Here is an 18,984-nt window from a genome sequence, read left to right on the forward strand (position 1 = left end):
GCCGGCCGCGCATCATGCGCCGCCGGCCCTGGAGCTGTCTCAGGCCTCCGAAACCGTACCGCCGGCCGCCAGGATCTTGTCCTTGGCGGACGCCGAGACGCGGTCGACCGCGATCTCGAGCTTGACGGTGATCTCACCGTTGCCGAGCACCTTCACGGGCTGGCCCTTGCGGACCGCCCCCTTGGCGACGAGGTCCTCGACGGTGACGGAGCCACCCTCGGGGAACAGCGCGGAGAGCTTGTCCAGGTTCACGACCTGGAACTCCACGCGGAACGGGTTCTTGAACCCACGCAGCTTCGGGAGGCGCATGTGCAGAGGCATCTGCCCACCCTCGAAGCCGGCGGGAACCTGGTAACGAGCCTTCGTACCCTTGGTACCACGACCTGCCGTCTTGCCCTTCGACGCCTCACCACGACCCACACGGGTCTTCGCGGTCTTGGCGCCGGGGGCCGGACGGAGGTGGTGCATCTTCAGCGGCTTGTTCTCCGCCATGATCACTCGACCTCCTCGACGGCGACGAGGTGCGCCACCGTCTTGACCATGCCACGAATCTCCGCACGGTCCTCCTTCACGGCGGTGTCGCCGATCCGCTTGAGGCCGAGGGTTCGCAGCGTGTCACGCTGGTTCTGCTTGCCGCCGATGGCGGACTTGGTCTGAGTCACCTTGAGTCGAGCCATCACGCACCCGCCTTTGCAGTCGACTCGGCACGACCAGCGGCCTGCGCGCGCAGGAGCGCGGCCGGGGCCACGTCCTCGAGCGGGAGGCCACGACGAGCGGCAACAGCAGCCGGCTCCTCGAGGCCCTGCAGGGCCGCCACCGTGGCGTGCACGATGTTGATCGCGTTCGACGAACCGAGCGACTTGCTCAGCACGTCGTGAATGCCGGCGCACTCCAGCACGGCGCGCACCGGACCACCGGCGATCACACCGGTACCCGGCGACGCCGGACGCAGGAACACGACACCGGCGGCCTTCTCGCCCTGGATGGGGTGGGGAATGGTGCCCTGGATGCGCGGGACGCGGAAGAAGTTCTTCTTCGCCTCCTCAACACCCTTGGCGATCGCCGCGGGCACCTCCTTGGCCTTGCCGTAGCCGACGCCGACGGTACCGTCGCCGTCACCCACCACGACGAGCGCGGTGAAGCTGAAGCGGCGTCCGCCCTTGACGACCTTGGAGACGCGGTTGATGGAGACGACCTTCTCGACGAAGGCGCTCTTCTCCTCGCGACCCCCGCGACGGTCGTCCCGGCGGCCGCCACCACGGCGGTCGTTACGGTCCTTGTTCTCGGTGGCGGCACCCTGGGGGGCGCCGCTGCGCTGCCCTGCAGCCATCAGAGAGTCCTCTTCTTCCGTGCGTTGATCATCACAGGGCCAGACCGCCCTCGCGGGCGCCGTCAGCCACTGCAGCGACGCGACCGTGGTACTTGTTGCCGCCGCGGTCGAACACGACGGTGTCGACGCCGACAGCCTTGGCACGCTCGGCGACGAGCTCGCCGATCTTGCGGGCCTTGGCCGTCTTGTCGCCGTCGAACGCACGCAGGTCGGCCTCAAGGGTCGACGCCGACGCGACGGTCTTGCCCACGTTGTCGTCCACGACCTGCGCCACCATGTGACGCGAGGAGCGGGTGACGACCAGACGCGGACGAACGGCGGTGCCAGTGATCTTCTTGCGCAGGCGCAGGTGACGGCGCTGACGAGCGACGGACTTGCCCTTACCCAGGATCTTGATAGTCATCGTCACTTACCAGCCTTTCCGACCTTGCGGCGGACGTTCTCGCCGGCGTAACGCACGCCCTTGCCCTTGTAGGGCTCAGGCTTGCGGATCTTGCGAATGTTCGCTGCGACCTCGCCGACGCGCTGCTTGTCGATGCCCGAGACCGAGAACTTGGTGGGGCTCTCGACAGCGAACGTGACGCCCTCAGGCGCCTCGACGACGACAGGGTGGCTGAAGCCGAGCGCGAACTCGAGGCCGGAGCCCTTCGCCACGACGCGGTAACCAGTACCGACGATCTCGAGCTTCTTCTCGTAGCCCTGCGTCACACCGACGATCATGTTGGAGATCAGGGTGCGGGTCAGGCCGTGCAGCGCACGGGAGTTCCGCTCGTCGTCCGGACGGGACACCACGAGCTGGGCGTCCTCCTGGGCGACATTGATGGGGGCGGGCACATTGTGCTCGAGAGAACCCTTGGGGCCCTTCACGGTCACGAGCGCGCCGCTGACAGTGATGTCCACGCCGGCTGGGACCGGAACGGGAAGCTTGCCGATTCGAGACATTGGCGTTTTCTCCTTTCCGGATTACCAGACGTAGGCGAGGACTTCGCCGCCGACGCCCTTGGCCTGTGCCTGCCGGTCGGTGAGGAGGCCGGAGGACGTGGACATGATGGCCACGCCCAGGCCGCCGAGCACCTTGGGCAGATCGGTGGACTTGCGGTAGACACGCAGACCGGGCTTGGAAACGCGGCGCACACCCGCCAGGGCGCGCTCCCGGTTCTGGCCGTACTTCAGCTCGAGCGTGAGGGACTTGCCCACCTGGGCGTCCTCCACGGACCAGCCGACGATGTAGCCCTCGGCCTGCAGGATCTCAGCAATGTGCGTCTTCAGCTTCGACGACGGCATGGTGACCGTGTCGTGGTGAGCCGAGTTCGCGTTACGCAGACGGGTCAGCATGTCTGCGATCGGGTCGGTCATAGTCATCGGGCTCTTGCCCTTCCTCGCCGGGGTATCCGAACGGCCGTCAAAGGCCGAACAGACCTACGGCGTAGTTGTGTTACCAGCTGCTCTTGGTGACGCCGGGAAGCTCGCCGCGGTGGGCCATCTCCCGCACGCAGATACGGCACAGGCCGAACTTGCGGTAAACGGAGTGCGGTCGCCCGCACTTCTGGCACCGGGTGTAGGCGCGAACCGCGAACTTCGGCTTGGCGGCCGCCTTGTTGATCAGGGCCTTCTTCGCCATGTCAGTTCTCCTTGAAGGGGAAGCCGAGACGGCGCAGCAGAGAGCGGCCCTCGTCGTCGGTCGTCGCCGTCGTCACGACCGTGATGTCCATACCGCGGACCCGGTCGATCTTGTCCTGGTCGATCTCGTGGAACATCGACTGCTCCGTGAGACCGAAGGTGTAGTTGCCGTGGCCGTCGAACTGCTTGGGCGACAGACCGCGGAAGTCGCGAATACGCGGCAGCGCGGTTGCCAGCAGACGGTCCAGGAACTCCCACATGCGGTCACCGCGAAGAGTCACGTGCGCACCGATCGGCATGCCCTCGCGCAGCTTGAACTGCGCGATGGACTTCCGAGCCTTGGTGACCTGCGGCTTCTGACCGGTGATCGCCGAGAGGTCGCGGATAGCGCCCTCGATGAGCTTCGAGTCCTTGGCCGCGTCGCCCACACCCATGTTCACGACGATCTTCGTGAGACCGCCGGCCTGGTGCAGGTTCTTGTGGCCGAACTCCTCGATCAGCGCCGGGAGGATCTCGTCGCGGTACTTCTGCTTGAGGCGCGGCAGGGCCGGGGCCTCGATGGTCGTCTCGGTCATCAGATGTCCTTCCCGGAGCGCTTCGCAACGCGGATCCGGACGGTCTTGGTACGACCGTCCCGCTCCACCTGCTCCTCGCGGTACCCGACACGGGTGCCCTTCTTGGACTCCGGGTCGACGATCATCACGTTGCTCACGTGGATCGGCGCTTCGACCGTCTCGATGCCACCGGTACGGGCGCCGCGCTGCGACTGGCCCACCTTGGTGTGCTTCGTGACGCGCTGAACGCCCTCGACCACGAGGCGGTCGGAGTCCTTGAAGACTTCGAGCACCCGGCCGGTCTTGCCCTTGTCACGACCCGAGATCACGATGACCTGGTCGCCCTTCTTGATCTTCGCCATGGGTCAGAGCACCTCCGGTGCCAGCGAGATGATCTTCATGAACCGCTTGTCGCGCAGCTCACGACCCACCGGGCCGAAGATGCGGGTGCCGCGAGGCTCGCCGTCGCTCTTCAGGATGACGGCGGCATTCTCGTCGAACTTGATGTAGGAACCGTCGGGACGGCGGCGCTCCTTGGCGGTCCGGACGACGACGGCCTTGATGACGTCGCCCTTCTTCACGTTGCCGCCCGGGATCGCGTCCTTGACGGTGGCGACGATGGTGTCGCCGATTCCGGCGTAGCGACGGCCGGAGCCACCGAGAACGCGGATGCAGAGAATCTCCTTGGCACCCGTGTTGTCGGCGACCCGAAGTCGCGACTCCTGCTGGATCATTTGAATGAACTCCTGTCGTCGAACTGGTTCTCGCGCGGAACGGATCCGGCGAGCCTGGCCGAACGGATAGTTTTTGTGCTGGGGGCGACACGCGTACGTGTGTCACGCACCGCCCCCAGCGCTGAGAGAAGTCCTTACTTGGCCTTCTCGAGGATCTCCACCAGGCGGAACCGCTTGGTGGCGGAAAGCGGGCGGGTCTCCATGATGACGACCAGGTCGCCGATGCCGGCGGTGTTCTGCTCGTCGTGCGCCTTGACCTTCGTGGTGCGACGGATGACCTTGGCGTAGAGCGGGTGCTTCACCCGGTCCTCGACCTCGATCACGATGGTCTTGTCCATCTTGTCGCTGACCACGTAGCCACGGCGCACCTTACGCGTCGCGCGCTGGGCCTCGGGGGCCGCAGCAGTCGTGTTCTCGCTCATTGCCTCACTCACTCACGCTCGGAGCCGTACGGATGCCGAGCTCGCGCTCACGCAGGATCGTGTAGATCCGAGCGATGTCGCGACGCACGGCCTTGAGACGACCGTGGCTCTCGAGCTGGCCGGTCGCCGACTGGAAGCGGAGGTTGAAGAGCTCCTCCTTGGCTTCCTTCAGCTTGGCGACGAGAGTCTCGTCATCCATGCCATCCAGATCGATGGGGGCAAGCCCCTGCGTACCGATAGCCATCAGACACCACCCTCGCGCACCACGAAACGGCACTTCATCGGGAGCTTGTGCATCGCGCGGCGCATGGCCTCACGTGCAAGGGACTCGTCGACACCGGCCAGCTCGAAAACGATGCGGCCCGGCTTGACGTTGGCGACCCACCACTCCGGCGAACCCTTACCGGAACCCATGCGGGTCTCGGCAGGCTTCTTCGTCAGCGGACGGTCCGGGTAGATGTTGATCCACACCTTGCCGCCACGCTTGATGTGGCGAGTCATTGCGATACGCGCCGCCTCGATCTGGCGGTTGGTGACGTACGCCGGCTCCAGAGCCTGGATGCCGAAGTCGCCGAACGCGATCTGCGTGCCACCCTTGGCCGCGCCGGAGCGCGAGGGGTGGTGCTGCTTGCGGTGCTTGACCCTGCGGGGGATCAGCATGGTCAGGCCTCCGTTCCGGTCTCTGCGGCCGGTGCAGCAGGAGCCTCAGCCGCTGGCGTACCAGTGGCTGCCTCAGCACTGCGCTCGGCCGGACGCTCGTTACGACGACCGCCACCGCGACGCTCGCCGCCACGCTCGCCACGCTCACCGCGCTCGCCACGGCCACGGCCCTGACGGGGAGCGGCAGCAGCCTGCTGAGCGGCGAACTCCTTCTCGGTGGTCTCGCCCTTGTAGATCCAGACCTTCACGCCGATGCGGCCGAAGGTCGTGCGGGCCTCGTAGAAGCCGTAGTCGATGTACGCACGGAGCGTGTGCAGGGGCACGCGGCCCTCGCGGTAGAACTCCGAACGGCTCATCTCGGCGCCGCCGAGGCGGCCGGCGACCTGCACGCGGATACCCTTCGCGCCGGCACGCTGGGCGGACTGCATGCCCTTGCGCATCGCACGACGGAAGGAGACACGGCTGGCCAGCTGCTCGGCAATGCCCTGAGCAACGAGCTGCGCGTCGATCTCCGCGTTCTTGACCTCGAGGATGTTGAGCTGAACCTGCTTGCCCGTGAGCTTCTCGAGCTCACCGCGGATGCGGTCGGCCTCAGCACCTCGACGGCCGATCACGATGCCCGGACGTGCCGTGTGGATGTCCACGCGGACACGGTCGCGGGTGCGCTCGATCTCAACCTTGGAGATACCGGCACGCTCGAGACCAGTGCTCATGAGCTTGCGGATCTGAACGTCCTCACGGACGTAGTCGCGGTACCGCTGACCGGGCTTGGTGCTGTCGGCGAACCAACGCGACCGGTGGTCAGTCGTAATACCCAGGCGGTACCCGTGCGGGTGAACCTTCTGTCCCACTATCGGGCCCCTTCCTTGTCGGCGAGCACCACGGTGATGTGGCTGGTGCGCTTAAGAATGCGCGTAGCACGTCCCTGAGCCCGCGGGCGGAAACGCTTGAGCGTCGGCCCCTCGTCCACGAACGCGACGGAGACGACCAGGTCGCCCTCGTCGAAGCGCTCGCTCGCGCGGTCGGCCTTCACCCGAGCATTGGCGATCGCGCTCTCCACAACCTTGCGGATCGGCTCACTGGCGGCCTGCGGTGCGAACTTCAGCACCGCGACGGCCTCAGAGGCCTGCTTGCCACGGATGAGGTCCACGACGCGCCGGGCCTTCTGGGGCGTGACACGGACGAACCGCGCCTGCGCCTTGGCTTCCATTGCTGTCCTGCTTCCTTTTCTCAGACAGTCCAGGTCATCACTGCTGTGGTGGGGAGAACCCCACGCGTCAGCGGCGACGACCCTTCCTGTCGTCCTTCACGTGGCCGCGGAAGGTCCGCGTGGGAGCGAACTCGCCGAGCTTGTGGCCGACCATCGACTCGGTCACGAAGACCGGGACGTGCTTGCGACCGTCGTGCACGGCAAAAGTGTGACCGAGAAAGTCGGGCGTAACGACCGACCGACGGGACCAGGTCTTGATAACTGTCTTGGTCCCCTTCTCGTTCTGGACGTCCACCTTCTTCTGGAGGTGGTCGTCTACGAAGGGGCCCTTCTTCAGGCTACGAGGCATGTTTCAGGCTCCTATCAGCGCTTCTTGCCGGTACGACGGCGACGGACGATCATCCGGTCGCTCGACTTGTTCGGACGGCGGGTACGACCCTCCGGCTGGCCCCAAGGGCTCACCGGGTGGCGTCCACCGGACGTCTTGCCTTCACCACCACCGTGGGGGTGGTCCACCGGGTTCATGGCGACGCCACGCACGGTCGGGCGCTTGCCCTTCCAGCGCATGCGGCCGGCCTTGCCCCAGCTGATGTTCGACTGCTCGGCGTTGCCGACCTCGCCGACCGTGGCGCGGCAGCGCAGGTCGACGTAGCGGATCTCGCCGGACGGCATGCGCAGCTGCGCGTGAGGGCCGTCCTTGGCAACGAGCTGCACCGACGCACCAGCCGAACGAGCGATCTTCGCACCGCCGCCGGGCCGAAGCTCGATGGCGTGGAGGACCGTACCGGTCGGGATGTTGCGCAGCGGCAGGTTGTTGCCGGGCTTGATGTCGGCACCCGCACCAGCTTCGATGCGGTCGCCCTGCGACAGCTTGTTCGGCGCGATGATGTAGCGCTTCTCGCCGTCCGCGTAGTGCAGGAGCGCGATGCGCGCCGTGCGGTTGGGGTCGTACTCGATGTGAGCGACCTTCGCAGGCACGCCGTCCTTGTCGTGACGACGGAAGTCGATGACGCGGTAGGCACGCTTGTGGCCACCGCCCTTGTGACGCGTCGTGATGCGACCGGTGTTGTTACGACCACCGGTCTTGCTCAGCGGACGGATCAGCGACTTCTCCGGCTGTGAGCGCGTGACCTCGACGAAGTCGGCGACGCTGGAGCCGCGACGGCCGGGCGTTGTCGGCTTGTACTTACGGATTCCCATGGAAACCTGTCCTCAATCGTCTCTCGTCAGCTCAGCCGACCGGACCACCGAAGATGTCGATCGTGCCCTCGCGGAGGGTGACGATCGCACGCTTCGTGTCCTTGCGCTTGCCGAGGCCGAAACGCGTGCGACGCGTCTTGCCCTTGCGGTTCATGGTGTTCACCGAAGCGACCTTGACGCTGAAGACCTTCTCGATAGCAATCTTGATCTCGGTCTTGTTCGCGCTCGGGTCCACGATGAAGGTGTACTTGCCCTCGTCGAGGAGGTTGTAGCTCTTCTCAGAGACGACCGGCGCGAGCAGGATGTCGCGCGGGTCCTTCACGGTGACAGTCACTTGGCAGTCTCCTCGGTGATATCAGCCTCGGACCCGATCTCCGACTCAGTGGCGACAGCCTTCGCGCCCTTGGTCGGGCCCTCGAGGAACGCTGCAAGAGCACCCTCGGTGAAGATGACGTCGTCGGAGATGAGCACGTCGTAGGTGTTCAGCTGGTCAGCGACCAGGAGGTGCACCTCGGGCACGTTGCGCAGGGACTTGACCGTGGCCTCGTCGTCGCGCTGCGTCACGACGAGCACGTTGCCGCGCGTCGTGAGCCTCGTGATCGTGGCGAGCGCCGTCTTGGTCGACGGGACACCGTCGATGCCGAAGCCGGCAACGACGTGCACGCGACCGGCACGAGCGCGGTCAGAGAGCGCACCGCGCAGGGCGGCGGCCTTCATCTTCTTCGGGGTGCGCTGGTCGTACTTGCGCGGCTGCGGGCCGTGGACGGTGCCACCGCCGGCGAACTGCGGAGCACGCGTCGAACCCTGGCGGGCGCGACCGGTGCCCTTCTGCTTGTACGGCTTGCGGCCACCACCGCGGACCTCGCCACGAGTCTTCGTGGACGCTGTGCCCTGGCGGGCGGCTGCGCGCTGCGCAACGACCACCTGGTGGATCAGCGGGATGTTCACGGCGACGTCGAACACCTCGGAGGGGAGCTCGGCGGTGCCGGACTTCTTGCCCTGGGCGTCCAGGACGTCGACAGTCAGAGCGGACATCGGGTTCACGCTCCCTTCGCGGCGTTACGCACGAGGACGACGCCACCCTTGGGGCCCGGAACTGCGCCCTTGACGAGCAGCAGGCCCTTCTCTGCGTCGACCGCGTGAACGGTCAGGTTCTGGGTGGTCTGACGGTCATTACCCATCCGACCTGCCATCCGCATGCCCTTGAAGACTCGCGACGGCGTCGAAGCGCCACCGATCGAGCCGGGCTTGCGGTGGTTACGGTGCGCACCGTGCGAGGCGCCGACGCCGGAGAAGCCGTGACGCTTCATCACACCGGCGGTGCCCTTGCCCTTGGTCGTGCCCACCACGTCGACCAGTGCGCCGGCCTCGAAGGCCTCAGCGGTGATCTCCTGGCCGAGGGTGAACTCGGAGGCGTTCTCGGTGCGGATCTCGGCCACGTGGCGGCGCGGCGTGACGCCGGCCTTCTCGAAGTGGCCCTTCAGGGGCTTGGTGACCTTGCGCGGGTCGACCTGGCCGGTCGCGAGCTGAACAGCCGCATAACCGTCGGCGTCCACCGTGCGGACCTGGGTCACCACATTGGTGCCCACGGAGACCACGGTCACCGGCACGAGGCGTCCTGCCTCGTCCCAGAGCTGGGTCATACCAAGCTTGGTCCCGAGCAACGCGGTCACGTTCTTCTGCTGGTTGGTCATGATGTCCTCCAGCCTCAGAGCTTGATCTCGATGTTCACGTCCGCCGGCAGGTCGAGTCGCATGAGCGAGTCGACGGCCTTGGGAGTGGGATCGATGATGTCGATGAGCCGCTTGTGCGTACGCATCTCGAAGTGCTCACGGCTGTCCTTGTACTTGTGAGGCGACCGGATCACAACGAAGACGTTCTTCTCCGTCGGCAGCGGCACCGGACCCACGACCGTCGCACCAGCGCGAGTGACCGTGTCGACGATCTTGCGCGCCGAACTGTCGATCACCTCGTGGTCGTAGGACTTGAGCCGGATGCGGATCTTCTGTCCCGCCATGGCGTCGTCTGACTCTCTCTCTCGAACCGCTACTGTCCGACCCACGCACTCGGGCGTGTCGCTTAAAGCGGCACAGCCGGGCGCAGAACACCGCTACTGGTGCGGGGCCGTTGGGAAGTGATCTGCCCTGGCTGTACAGCCGGGACCGACCACGACGTTTGCCGAGCCTGCTCGGAACAGTCCCTCCGGAAGACCGGAGGACGTGTGCTCCGCGGGGCGCCTCATACGCATCGAATAGCAGGCGATAAACCCCGCGACCCCACACCCGGTTTTCCCCGGGAGGGTGACCGCTCCAGCCTCTGTTGACCCCGGAGGACCGGGACCAAGGACTGCGGTTCTGCACACTGTTCGACACTTGAAAGAGCGCGCCTGTGACAGGCAACTATGCAATCTTGCCACACGTCTCCGCATGTACCAAACGGAGACACTGTGACGCTGACGACTTGCACGATGGGGCCCGAGCGCCGAAGCACCCGGGCCCCATCGTTCAGCTGACTTCCGTCAGATGATCTGTGCTACAAGATCACTTGATGATCTTGGTGACACGGCCTGAACCGACCGTGCGGCCACCCTCGCGGATGGCGAAGCCCAGACCCTCCTCCATGGCGATCGGCTGGATGAGCTCGACCGACATCTCGGTGTTGTCGCCGGGCATGACCATCTCGGTGCCCTCGGGCAGCGTGATGACGCCGGTGACGTCCGTGGTACGGAAGTAGAACTGCGGGCGGTAGTTCGAGTAGAACGGGTTGTGACGGCCACCCTCGTCCTTGCCCAGGATGTAGACCTGAGCCTCGAAGTTCGTGTGCGGGGTGATCGAACCCGGCTTCACGATGACCTGCCCGCGCTCGACGTCCTCGCGCTTGATGCCACGCAGGAGCAGACCGGTGTTGTCGCCGGCCTGAGCCTGGTCCATCTGCTTGTGGAACGTCTCGATGCCCGTGACCGTGGTCTTCTGCGGCTCGCGGATACCGACGATCTCGACGTCGGAGTTGATGTCCAGCTTGCCGCGCTCGACCTTACCGGTGACGACGGTGCCACGACCGGTGATCGTGAAGACGTCCTCGATCGGCATGAGGAAGGGCTTGTCGAGGTCGCGCACCGGCTCCGGCACGTTCTCGTCGACAGCGTTCATCAGCTCGACGACCTTCTCGACCCACTCGGCGTCGCCCTCGAGAGCCTTCAGGCCCGAGACACGAACGACGGGCGCGTTGTCGCCGTCGAACTCCTGCGAGGAGAGGAGCTCACGGACCTCCATCTCGACGAGCTCGAGGATCTCCTCGTCGTCGACCATGTCGGCCTTGTTGAGCGCCACGAGCAGGTAGGGCACGCCGACCTGGCGGGCGAGCAGCACGTGCTCACGCGTCTGGGCCATCGGACCGTCGGTCGCGGCGACCACCAGGATCGCGCCGTCCATCTGCGCGGCACCGGTGATCATGTTCTTGATGTAGTCGGCGTGACCCGGGGCGTCGACGTGCGCGTAGTGGCGCGCCGGCGTCTCGTACTCGATGTGCGCGATGTTGATCGTGATACCGCGCTGCTTCTCCTCCGGCGCGGCGTCGATCGTGTCGAACGCCTGCGCCGTGTTCGCCGGAAGGTCCGGGTACTTGTCCGCAAGCGTCTTCGAGATCGCGGCGGTCAGCGTCGTCTTACCGTGGTCGACGTGACCGATCGTGCCGATGTTGACGTGCGGCTTGGTCCGCTCGAACTTGGCCTTAGCCACTGGGGTCCTCCTGGGACTTGGGTAGATGTTCCGAACGTTGCAGATGCTCGGCCAAGAAGCCTACAACTGCGGGGCGTGCGGTTCTTCCTACAGGTTGGTTGTGCGGGTCGACCTGTGGGGACTCACTCGCCCCGGGTCTTCTTGATGATCTCTTCGGCAACTGCCTTGGGAACCTCGGCGTAGCTGTCGAACTGCATCGAGTACACCGCGCGACCCTGGGTCTTCGACCGGAGGTCGCCGATGTAACCGAACATCTCGCTCAGCGGCACCTGGGCGCGAACGACCTTGACACCGGTCGCGTCCTCCATGGACTGGATCATGCCACGTCGGGAGTTGATGTCGCCGATCACGTCGCCCATGTACTCCTCGGGCGTACGCACCTCGACGGCCATGACCGGCTCGAGCAGGACCGGGTCGGCGCGCCTGACGCCTTCCTTGAAGACCATCGAACCGGCAATCTTGAACGCCATCTCCGAGGAGTCGACGTCGTGGTACGCACCATCGATCAGCGACGCCTTGACGCCGACGACCGGGAAGCCTGCCAGGACACCCTGCTGCATGGCCGACTGGATACCAGCGTCCACGGACGGGATGTACTCACGGGGGATGCGGCCACCGGTGACGGCGTTCTCGAACTCGTAGAGCTCGCCCTCCGTCGTCTCCAGCGGTGCGAAGGTCACCTGGACCTTGGCGAACTGGCCGGAACCACCGGTCTGCTTCTTGTGCGTGTAGTCGACCTTCTCCGCAACGCGGCGAATGGTCTCGCGGTAGGCGACCTGCGGCTTACCGACGTTGGCCTCGACCTTGAACTCGCGACGCATACGGTCGACGAGGATGTCGAGGTGAAGCTCGCCCATACCGCCGATGACGGTCTGGCCGGTCTCCTCGTCCAGGCGCACCCGGAACGTCGGGTCCTCCTGCGCGAGCTTCTGGATCGCGGTCGACAGCTTCTCCTGGTCGGCCTTCGTCTTCGGCTCGATCGCCACGTCGATGACGGGCTCCGGGAAGCTCATCGACTCCAGGATCACCTGGTTCCCCGGGTCGGAGAGGGTGTCACCGGTGGTGACGTCCTTGAGCCCGATGAACGCGTAGATGTGGCCGGCGTGCGCTTCCTCGACCGGGTTCTCCTTGTTGGAGTGCATCTGGAAGAGCTTCCCGATGCGCTCCTTCTTGCCCTTCGTCGAGTTCTGCACCTGCGCGCCCTGCGCGACCTTGCCGGAGTAGACGCGGACGTAGGTCAGCTTGCCGAAGAACGGGTGCGTGGCGACCTTGAAGGCGAGAGCCGAGAACGGCTCCGTCTCGTCCGGACGACGCTCGACGATCTTCTCCGGGTCCTTGACGTCGTGGCCCTGAACGGCCGGCACGTCGAGCGGAGTGGGCAGGTAGTCGATCACGGCGTCGAGCATGGGCTGCACGCCCTTGTTCTTGAACGCCGAGCCGCACAGGACCGGGAAGGCCGACGAGCTGATGACGAGCTTACGGATACCGGCCTTGATCTCCGGGATCGTCAGCTCTTCGCCACCGAGGAACTTCTCGAGCAGCTCGTCGTCCGCCTCCGCGACGGCCTCGACGAGCTCGGCGCGGTACTGCGCGGCCTTCTCGACGAGGTCGGCCGGGATCTCCTCGGTCTCGTAGGACTCACCGAGCTTGGTCTCGCCGCGCCAGACCAGAGCCTTCTGCTCGATCAGGTCGACGACACCGATGAAGTCGTTCTCCGACCCGATCGGCAGCTGGATGACGAGCGGCTTCGCCTTCAGGCGGTTGACGATGGTGTCAACGGTGAAGTAGAAGTCCGCACCCAGCTTGTCCATCTTGTTGACGAAGCAGATGCGCGGGACGTCGTACTTGTCCGCCTGGCGCCAGACCGTCTCCGACTGGGGCTCGACGCCCTCCTTGCCGTCGAACACGGCAACGGCACCGTCGAGCACGCGGAGCGAACGCTCCACCTCGACCGTGAAGTCGACGTGACCCGGCGTATCGATGATGTTGATCTGGTTGTTCTTCCAGTAGCAGGTCGTCGCGGCGGACGTGATCGTGATGCCGCGCTCCTGCTCCTGCTCCATCCAGTCCATCGTCGACGCACCGTCGTGCGTCTCACCGATCTTGTAGTTCACACCCGTGTAGAACAGGATGCGCTCGGTCGTCGTGGTCTTGCCGGCATCGATATGGGCCATGATGCCGATGTTGCGGACCTTGTTCAGGTCGGTCAGCACGTCGAGTGCCACGGTGTCTTACCCCTTGGTCTGAAGGTGGGCTGGGGGCCGGCGGTCAAGCATCCACCGACGGCCCCGGGGTAACCCGGGGCCGCTCGATGGCTACTACCAGCGGTAGTGCGCGAAGGCCTTGTTGGAGTCGGCCATCTTGTGCATGTCCTCGCGGCGCTTGACCGCAGCACCGAGACCGTTCGACGCGTCGAGGATCTCGTTCATGAGACGCTCGGTCATCGTCTTCTCGCGACGAGCGCGGGAGAAGTCGGTGAGCCAGCGCAGCGCGAGCGTGGTGGCACGCGTGGGGCGAACGTCGACCGGCACCTGGTACGTGGCACCACCGACGCGGCGGCTGCGCACCTCGAGCGCGGGACGGACGTTGTCCAGCGCGCGCTTGAGCACCACGACCGGGTCGCCGTCAGTCTTGGAGCGGACGCCCTCGAGGGCGCCGTAGACGATCGCCTCGGCGGTCGACTTCTTGCCGTCGAGCAGGACCTTGTTGATCAGCTGCGTGACGACCGGGGACCCGTACACCGGGTCAACGATGAGCGGCCGCTTCGGGGCCGGACCCTTGCGGGGCATCAGCTCTTCTCCTTCTTGGCGCCGTACTTGCTCCGACCCTGCTTGCGCCCCTTGACACCCTGGGTGTCAAGCGCGCCACGGACGATCTTGTAACGGACGCCGGGAAGGTCCTTCACACGGCCGCCACGCACGAGCACGATCGAGTGCTCCTGCAGGTTGTGGCCGACACCGGGAATGTACGCGGTGACTTCGGTACCGGAGGAGAGCTTCACACGCGCGACCTTGCGGAGCGCCGAGTTCGGCTTCTTGGGGGTGGTGGTGTACACGCGAGTGCACACACCGCGCCGCTGAGGGGAGGCATGAAGGGCCGGCGTCTTGGACGCCGTGACCTTCGAGGTACGCCCCTTGCGGACGAGCTGCTGGATCGTAGGCACTACGTCTCCGTCGTCTTCTTGAGCTTCGGCGACGCCCTGCCGGCGTCCCCGTCGATGGTTTGGCTTGTGCGTGCCGATCGCATGCGGCACCCACAGCCCCCACGGGGACTGCTACGCCACGTACCACCGGCTCGATGGCCTGGCTCCACCATCAGGGCACGACGTGCCCCGGAGGATTACACCAGGATGCCCACGCACTCACATCGGCCGCTTCCGAAGCTGCCCTGCGGCGGCCTTCAGGAGGTGCGGCCCGACGGCGCGGGCACGAATTCTAAGAATACTCACGTGTTTACGGGGGGTCAAAACGAATCGGGTGTGAGATGGGCCCGAAACCCCCACGTAGAGCGCCTGCCCGGCCCCGACCCGGCCCGACCGACGAGGGTCGAGCTGGTCAGGACCGGGCAGGCGCGCACTACCTGGTTCGCAGAGGATCGGATCAGCGGAAGTCGCCGAGGTCCAGGTCCTCCAGCGGGATCGCCTCGCCCGAGCCCATACCGAGCGTCGGGAAGTCGATCTCGTCGTAGCCGAAGCTCGGGTAGAGCTCGGCCTTGGCCTGCTCGGTGGGCTCGACCTCGACGTTGCGGTAGCGGGGCAGCCCCGTACCGGCCGGGATGAGCTTACCGATGATGACGTTCTCCTTGAGACCCAGCAGCGGGTCACGGCGGCCGCTCATCGACGCCTCGGTGAGCACTCGGGTGGTCTCCTGGAAGGAGGCCGCCGAGAGCCACGAGTCGGTGGCGAGCGAGGCCTTCGTGATACCCATCAGCTCCGGACGGCCGGCGGCCGGCTGGCCACCCTCCGACACGGCCTTGCGGTTCGCGTCCTCGAAGCGCATGCGCTCCGCGAGCTCACCGGGCAGCAGGTGCGAGTCACCCGAGTCGAGCACGGTCACGCGACGCAGCATCTGCCGCACGATGACCTCGATGTGCTTGTCGTGGATGTCCACGCCCTGGCTGCGGTAGGTCTCCTGGACCTGGTCCACCAGGTGCGTCTGCGTGGCCCGCGGGCCGAGGATCCGCAGCACCTTCTTCGGGTCGACAGCACCCTGGACGAGCTGCGTACCCACGGTGACGTGGTCGCCGTCCGCGATCTTGAGGCGCGCACGCTTCGTGACCGGGTACTTGATCTCCTCGCCACCGTCGTCCGGCGTCAGCACGAGGTGACGCGTCCGCTCGGTGTCCTCGATCGTCACGCGACCCGTGTACTCCGCGATCGGCGCCTCACCCTTCGGGGTGCGGGCCTCGAAGAGCTCGGTGACACGCGGCAGACCCTGCGTGATGTCCTCGGCGGCAGCCACACCACCGGTGTGGAAGGTACGCATCGTCAGCTGCGTGCCCGGCTCACCGATCGACTGCGCCGCGATGATGCCGACGGCCTCGCCGATGTCCACGAGCAGACCCGTGGCCAGGGAGCGGCCGTAGCACTTCGCGCAGGTACCCACGCGGGACTCGCACGTCAGGACCGAACGGACCTTGACGCTCTCGATGCCTGCGGCGATCACCTGGTCGATGATGACGTCGCCCGCGTCCGAACCGGCGGTCGCGATGACGTTGCCGTCGGCGTCCGCCACGTCGGTCGCGAAGGTCCGCGAGTAGATGCTGGTCTCGACGCGGTCGTCCGGGACGAGCGAGCCGTCCGGGAGCTTCTCGGCGACCGGCAGCGTGAGGCCACGCTCGGTACCGCAGTCCTCCTCGCGGATGATGACGTCCTGCGAGACGTCCACCAGACGACGGGTCAGGTAACCCGAGTCCGCCGTACGGAGGGCCGTGTCGGCCAGACCCTTACGGGCACCGTGCGTCGCGATGAAGTACTCGAGGACGGACAGGCCCTCACGGTAGTTGGACTTGATCGGGCGAGGGATGATCTCACCCTTCGGGTTCGCCACGAGACCACGCATACCGGCGATCTGACGGACCTGCATCCAGTTACCACGGGCACCCGAACCCACCATGCGCATGACGGTGTTCCGCGCGTCGCTCTCGAGGTTGACCCGCATGGCCTGTGCGACCTTGTCGGTGGCCTGCGTCCAGATCTCGATGAGCTCCTGACGGCGCTCGTCGTCGGTGATCAGACCCCTCTCGAACTGCTGCTGGACCTTGAGGGCCCGAGCCTCGTGCTCGTCGAGGATCTCCGCCTTGGCGGTCGGTGCGGCGACGTCGGAGATGGCGATCGTGACACCGGAACGCGTGGCCCAGCGGTAGCCGGCGTCCTTGAGCGCGTCCAGCGCCGCGGCCACCTCGACCTTCGGGTAGCGCTCGGCGAGGTCGTTGACGATCGTCGACAACCGCTTCTTGTCGGCCACGCCGTTCTCGTACGGGTAGTCGACGGGCAGCGCCTCGTTGAACAGGTACCGGCCGAGGGTGGTGTCGAACAGGAGCTGCTGCCCCTGCTCCCAGCCCTCGGGCGCCTCGAAGTCCTTCAGCGGCGGCACCAGGTCCGACATGCGCAACTTGATCTTGGCGTTGATGTCCAGCTCGTTGCGGTCGAACGCCATGATGGCCTCGGCCACGGAACCGAACGCACGGCCCTCGCCCACGGCGTCCGGACGGTCGCTCGTGAGGTGGTGCAGACCGATGATCATGTCCTGCGAGGGCATGGTCACCGGACGGCCGTCCGACGGCTTGAGGATGTTGTTGCTCGAGAGCATGAGGATGCGGGCCTCGGCCTGCGCCTCGGCGCTCAGGGGCAGGTGCACGGCCATCTGGTCACCGTCGAAGTCGGCGTTGAACGCGCCGCACACGAGCGGGTGCAGGTGGATGGCCTTGCCCTCGACGAGCTGCGGCTCGAAGGCCTGGATGCCCAGACGGTGCAGCGTCGGCGCACGGTTCAGGAGCACCGGGTGCTCCGTGATGACCTCTTCGAGCACGTCCCAGACCACGGGGCGGGTGCGCTCGACCATGCGCTTGGCGCTCTTGATGTTCTGCGCGTGGTTGAGCTCGACGAGCCGCTTCATGACGAACGGCTTGAACAGCTCGAGCGCCATCTGCTTGGGCAGGCCGCACTGGTGCAGCTTGAGCTGCGGGCCGACCACGATGACCGAACGGCCCGAGTAGTCGACGCGCTTACCGAGCAGGTTCTGGCGGAACCGGCCCTGCTTGCCCTTGAGCATGTCGGAGATCGACTTCAGCGGACGGTTGCCGGGGCCCGTCACCGGGCGGCCACGACGGCCGTTGTCGAACAGCGAGTCCACGGCCTCCTGGAGCATCCGCTTCTCGTTGTTCACGATGATCTCCGGCGCGCCCAGGTCCAGAAGCCGCTTGAGGCGGTTGTTCCGGTTGATGACGCGGCGGTACAGGTCGTTCAGGTCCGACGTCGCGAACCGGCCACCGTCGAGCTGCACCATCGGGCGCAGGTCCGGCGGGATGACCGGGACGGCGTCGAGCACCATCGCGGTGGGCGAGTTGGTGGTCGTGAGGAATGCGTTCACGACCTTGAGCCGCTTGAGGGCACGGGTCTTGCGCTGGCCCTTGCCCGAACGGATCGTCTCGCGCAGCGACTCGGCCTCGGCGTCCAGGTCGAAGTTCTGGAGGCGCTGCTGGATCGCGTTCGCGCCCATCGCGCCCTCGAAGTAGGTGCCGTAGCGGTCCTGCAGCTGGCGGTACAGCATCTCGTCGCCCTCGAGGTCCGCGACCTTGAGGTTCTTGAACCGGTCCCAGACCTGCTCGAGGCGGTCGAGCTCCTGGTCCGCGCGCTTGCGCAGCTGAGCCATCTCGCGCTCGGCGGAGTCGCGCACCTTGCGGCGCGCGTCAGCCTTGGCACCCTCGGCCTCGAGCTCGGCCAGGTCGGCCTCGAGCTTCTGGGCGCGGGTGTTGATGTCGTTGTCCCGGCGGTCGGAGATCTCCTTCTTCTCGAGATCGATCTCGTTCTGCAGGTTCGGCAGGTCCTCCTGGCGGGCCTCGTCGTCGACCGACGTGATCATGTAGGCCGCGAAGTAGATGACCTTCTCGAGGTCCTTCGGCGCCAGGTCCAGCAGGTAGCCCAGGCGGGACGGCACACCCTTGAAGAACCAGATGTGCGTGACGGGCGCGGCGAGCTCGATGTGGCCCATGCGCTCACGGCGCACCTTGGAGCGCGTGACCTCTACACCACACCGCTCGCAGATGATGCCCTTGAAGCGCACGCGCTTGTACTTGCCGCAGTAGCACTCCCAGTCGCGGGTGGGACCGAAGATCTTCTCGCAGAAGAGCCCGTCCTTCTCCGGCTTGAGGGTGCGGTAGTTGATGGTCTCTGGCTTCTTGACCTCACCGTGCGACCAGGCACGGATGTCCTCGGCCGTGGCGAGGCCGATACGCAGCTCGTCGAAGACGTTGACGTCGAGCAAGATGTCCTACTTCCTGAAGTTCTCGAAAACCCT

Annotated in this window: 26 protein-coding genes; all 26 read right to left on the reverse strand. The window is 66.0% G+C overall.

Annotation, left to right across the window (positions count from 1 at the left end; translation table 11 throughout):
- Positions 1–39: 39 nt before the first annotated feature.
- A complete protein-coding gene (rplO, locus tag ACFSL2_RS13510) occupies positions 40–492 on the reverse strand; it encodes a 50S ribosomal protein L15 (protein ID WP_377198364.1) in 453 nt (150 codons plus the stop codon).
- 2 nt (positions 493–494) lie between these two features.
- Positions 495–677: a 50S ribosomal protein L30 gene (gene rpmD / locus ACFSL2_RS13515; RefSeq protein ID WP_020016131.1), complete on the reverse strand. Its 183-nt coding sequence runs from the start codon at positions 675–677 to the stop codon at positions 495–497.
- On the reverse strand, positions 677–1,330 hold the full coding sequence (rpsE, locus tag ACFSL2_RS13520; RefSeq protein WP_377198365.1) for a 30S ribosomal protein S5: 654 nt from the start codon (positions 1,328–1,330) through the stop codon (positions 677–679). Before rpsE ends, rpmD begins: the two co-directional genes overlap by 1 nt.
- A gap of 31 nt (positions 1,331–1,361) precedes the next feature.
- A complete protein-coding gene (rplR, locus tag ACFSL2_RS13525; RefSeq protein WP_377198366.1) occupies positions 1,362–1,733 on the reverse strand; it encodes a 50S ribosomal protein L18 in 372 nt (123 codons plus the stop codon).
- Between the two features lie 2 nt (positions 1,734–1,735).
- On the reverse strand, positions 1,736–2,272 hold the full coding sequence (gene rplF, locus ACFSL2_RS13530) for a 50S ribosomal protein L6 (RefSeq protein WP_377198367.1): 537 nt from the start codon (positions 2,270–2,272) through the stop codon (positions 1,736–1,738).
- Between the two features lie 21 nt (positions 2,273–2,293).
- Positions 2,294–2,692, reverse strand: coding sequence for a 30S ribosomal protein S8 (gene rpsH, locus ACFSL2_RS13535; RefSeq protein WP_377198368.1), 399 nt, complete (start codon positions 2,690–2,692; stop codon positions 2,294–2,296).
- A 73-nt stretch (positions 2,693–2,765) separates the two neighbouring features.
- Positions 2,766–2,951, reverse strand: a complete 186-nt coding sequence (locus ACFSL2_RS13540) for a type Z 30S ribosomal protein S14 (RefSeq protein WP_021480434.1) — start codon at positions 2,949–2,951, stop codon at positions 2,766–2,768.
- Between the two features lies 1 nt (position 2,952).
- Positions 2,953–3,525 (reverse strand): 50S ribosomal protein L5, encoded by a 573-nt coding sequence (rplE, locus tag ACFSL2_RS13545; RefSeq protein WP_377198369.1) that lies wholly within the window; start codon positions 3,523–3,525, stop codon positions 2,953–2,955.
- Positions 3,525–3,866, reverse strand: coding sequence for a 50S ribosomal protein L24 (rplX, locus tag ACFSL2_RS13550; protein WP_253869170.1), 342 nt, complete (start codon positions 3,864–3,866; stop codon positions 3,525–3,527). Before rplX ends, rplE begins: the two co-directional genes overlap by 1 nt.
- Positions 3,867–3,869: 3 nt before the next feature.
- A complete protein-coding gene (rplN, locus tag ACFSL2_RS13555; RefSeq protein ID WP_253869171.1) occupies positions 3,870–4,238 on the reverse strand; it encodes a 50S ribosomal protein L14 in 369 nt (122 codons plus the stop codon).
- A 134-nt stretch (positions 4,239–4,372) separates the two neighbouring features.
- Positions 4,373–4,660 (reverse strand): 30S ribosomal protein S17, encoded by a 288-nt coding sequence (gene rpsQ / locus ACFSL2_RS13560; protein ID WP_377198370.1) that lies wholly within the window; start codon positions 4,658–4,660, stop codon positions 4,373–4,375.
- Between the two features lie 4 nt (positions 4,661–4,664).
- Positions 4,665–4,904 (reverse strand): 50S ribosomal protein L29, encoded by a 240-nt coding sequence (rpmC, locus tag ACFSL2_RS13565; protein WP_116673593.1) that lies wholly within the window; start codon positions 4,902–4,904, stop codon positions 4,665–4,667.
- A complete protein-coding gene (rplP, locus tag ACFSL2_RS13570) occupies positions 4,904–5,320 on the reverse strand; it encodes a 50S ribosomal protein L16 (protein ID WP_020016120.1) in 417 nt (138 codons plus the stop codon). The genes rpmC and rplP overlap by 1 nt, the downstream gene beginning before the upstream one ends.
- 2 nt (positions 5,321–5,322) lie before the next feature.
- Positions 5,323–6,171: a 30S ribosomal protein S3 gene (gene rpsC / locus ACFSL2_RS13575; protein WP_377198371.1), complete on the reverse strand. Its 849-nt coding sequence runs from the start codon at positions 6,169–6,171 to the stop codon at positions 5,323–5,325.
- On the reverse strand, positions 6,171–6,530 hold the full coding sequence (gene rplV / locus ACFSL2_RS13580) for a 50S ribosomal protein L22 (RefSeq protein ID WP_253869174.1): 360 nt from the start codon (positions 6,528–6,530) through the stop codon (positions 6,171–6,173). The genes rpsC and rplV overlap by 1 nt, the downstream gene beginning before the upstream one ends.
- 67 nt (positions 6,531–6,597) lie before the next feature.
- A complete protein-coding gene (gene rpsS / locus ACFSL2_RS13585; RefSeq protein WP_357473565.1) occupies positions 6,598–6,879 on the reverse strand; it encodes a 30S ribosomal protein S19 in 282 nt (93 codons plus the stop codon).
- 14 nt (positions 6,880–6,893) lie between these two features.
- On the reverse strand, positions 6,894–7,730 hold the full coding sequence (rplB, locus tag ACFSL2_RS13590; RefSeq protein WP_377198372.1) for a 50S ribosomal protein L2: 837 nt from the start codon (positions 7,728–7,730) through the stop codon (positions 6,894–6,896).
- 31 nt (positions 7,731–7,761) lie between these two features.
- Positions 7,762–8,064, reverse strand: a complete 303-nt coding sequence (gene rplW / locus ACFSL2_RS13595; RefSeq protein WP_129788480.1) for a 50S ribosomal protein L23 — start codon at positions 8,062–8,064, stop codon at positions 7,762–7,764.
- The gene (gene rplD, locus ACFSL2_RS13600; protein ID WP_377198373.1) at positions 8,061–8,765 is read right to left on the reverse strand and encodes a 50S ribosomal protein L4; all 705 of its coding nucleotides are present in this window, start codon (positions 8,763–8,765) and stop codon (positions 8,061–8,063) included. Before rplD ends, rplW begins: the two co-directional genes overlap by 4 nt.
- Before the next feature lie 5 nt (positions 8,766–8,770).
- Complete coding sequence (rplC, locus tag ACFSL2_RS13605) at positions 8,771–9,424, reverse strand: 50S ribosomal protein L3 (RefSeq protein ID WP_377198374.1); 654 nt, start codon at positions 9,422–9,424, stop codon at positions 8,771–8,773.
- Positions 9,425–9,438: 14 nt separating this feature from the next.
- Positions 9,439–9,747, reverse strand: coding sequence for a 30S ribosomal protein S10 (gene rpsJ / locus ACFSL2_RS13610; RefSeq protein WP_019146773.1), 309 nt, complete (start codon positions 9,745–9,747; stop codon positions 9,439–9,441).
- A 523-nt stretch (positions 9,748–10,270) separates the two neighbouring features.
- Positions 10,271–11,467, reverse strand: coding sequence for an elongation factor Tu (gene tuf, locus ACFSL2_RS13615; RefSeq protein ID WP_377198375.1), 1,197 nt, complete (start codon positions 11,465–11,467; stop codon positions 10,271–10,273).
- A gap of 122 nt (positions 11,468–11,589) precedes the next feature.
- Positions 11,590–13,692, reverse strand: coding sequence for an elongation factor G (gene fusA / locus ACFSL2_RS13620; RefSeq protein ID WP_377198376.1), 2,103 nt, complete (start codon positions 13,690–13,692; stop codon positions 11,590–11,592).
- A gap of 93 nt (positions 13,693–13,785) precedes the next feature.
- Positions 13,786–14,256 (reverse strand): 30S ribosomal protein S7, encoded by a 471-nt coding sequence (gene rpsG, locus ACFSL2_RS13625; protein WP_182620558.1) that lies wholly within the window; start codon positions 14,254–14,256, stop codon positions 13,786–13,788.
- Positions 14,256–14,630: a 30S ribosomal protein S12 gene (rpsL, locus tag ACFSL2_RS13630; protein WP_108492305.1), complete on the reverse strand. Its 375-nt coding sequence runs from the start codon at positions 14,628–14,630 to the stop codon at positions 14,256–14,258. The genes rpsG and rpsL overlap by 1 nt, the downstream gene beginning before the upstream one ends.
- Positions 14,631–15,066: 436 nt before the next feature.
- Positions 15,067–18,951, reverse strand: a complete 3,885-nt coding sequence (locus ACFSL2_RS13635; protein ID WP_377198377.1) for a DNA-directed RNA polymerase subunit beta' — start codon at positions 18,949–18,951, stop codon at positions 15,067–15,069.
- Positions 18,952–18,984: the final 33 nt, after the last annotated feature.

Origin of the sequence: Promicromonospora aerolata (assembly GCF_042682255.1) — a bacterium.
In the GTDB taxonomy this organism is placed as follows: Bacteria; Actinomycetota; Actinomycetes; order Actinomycetales; family Cellulomonadaceae; genus Promicromonospora; species Promicromonospora aerolata.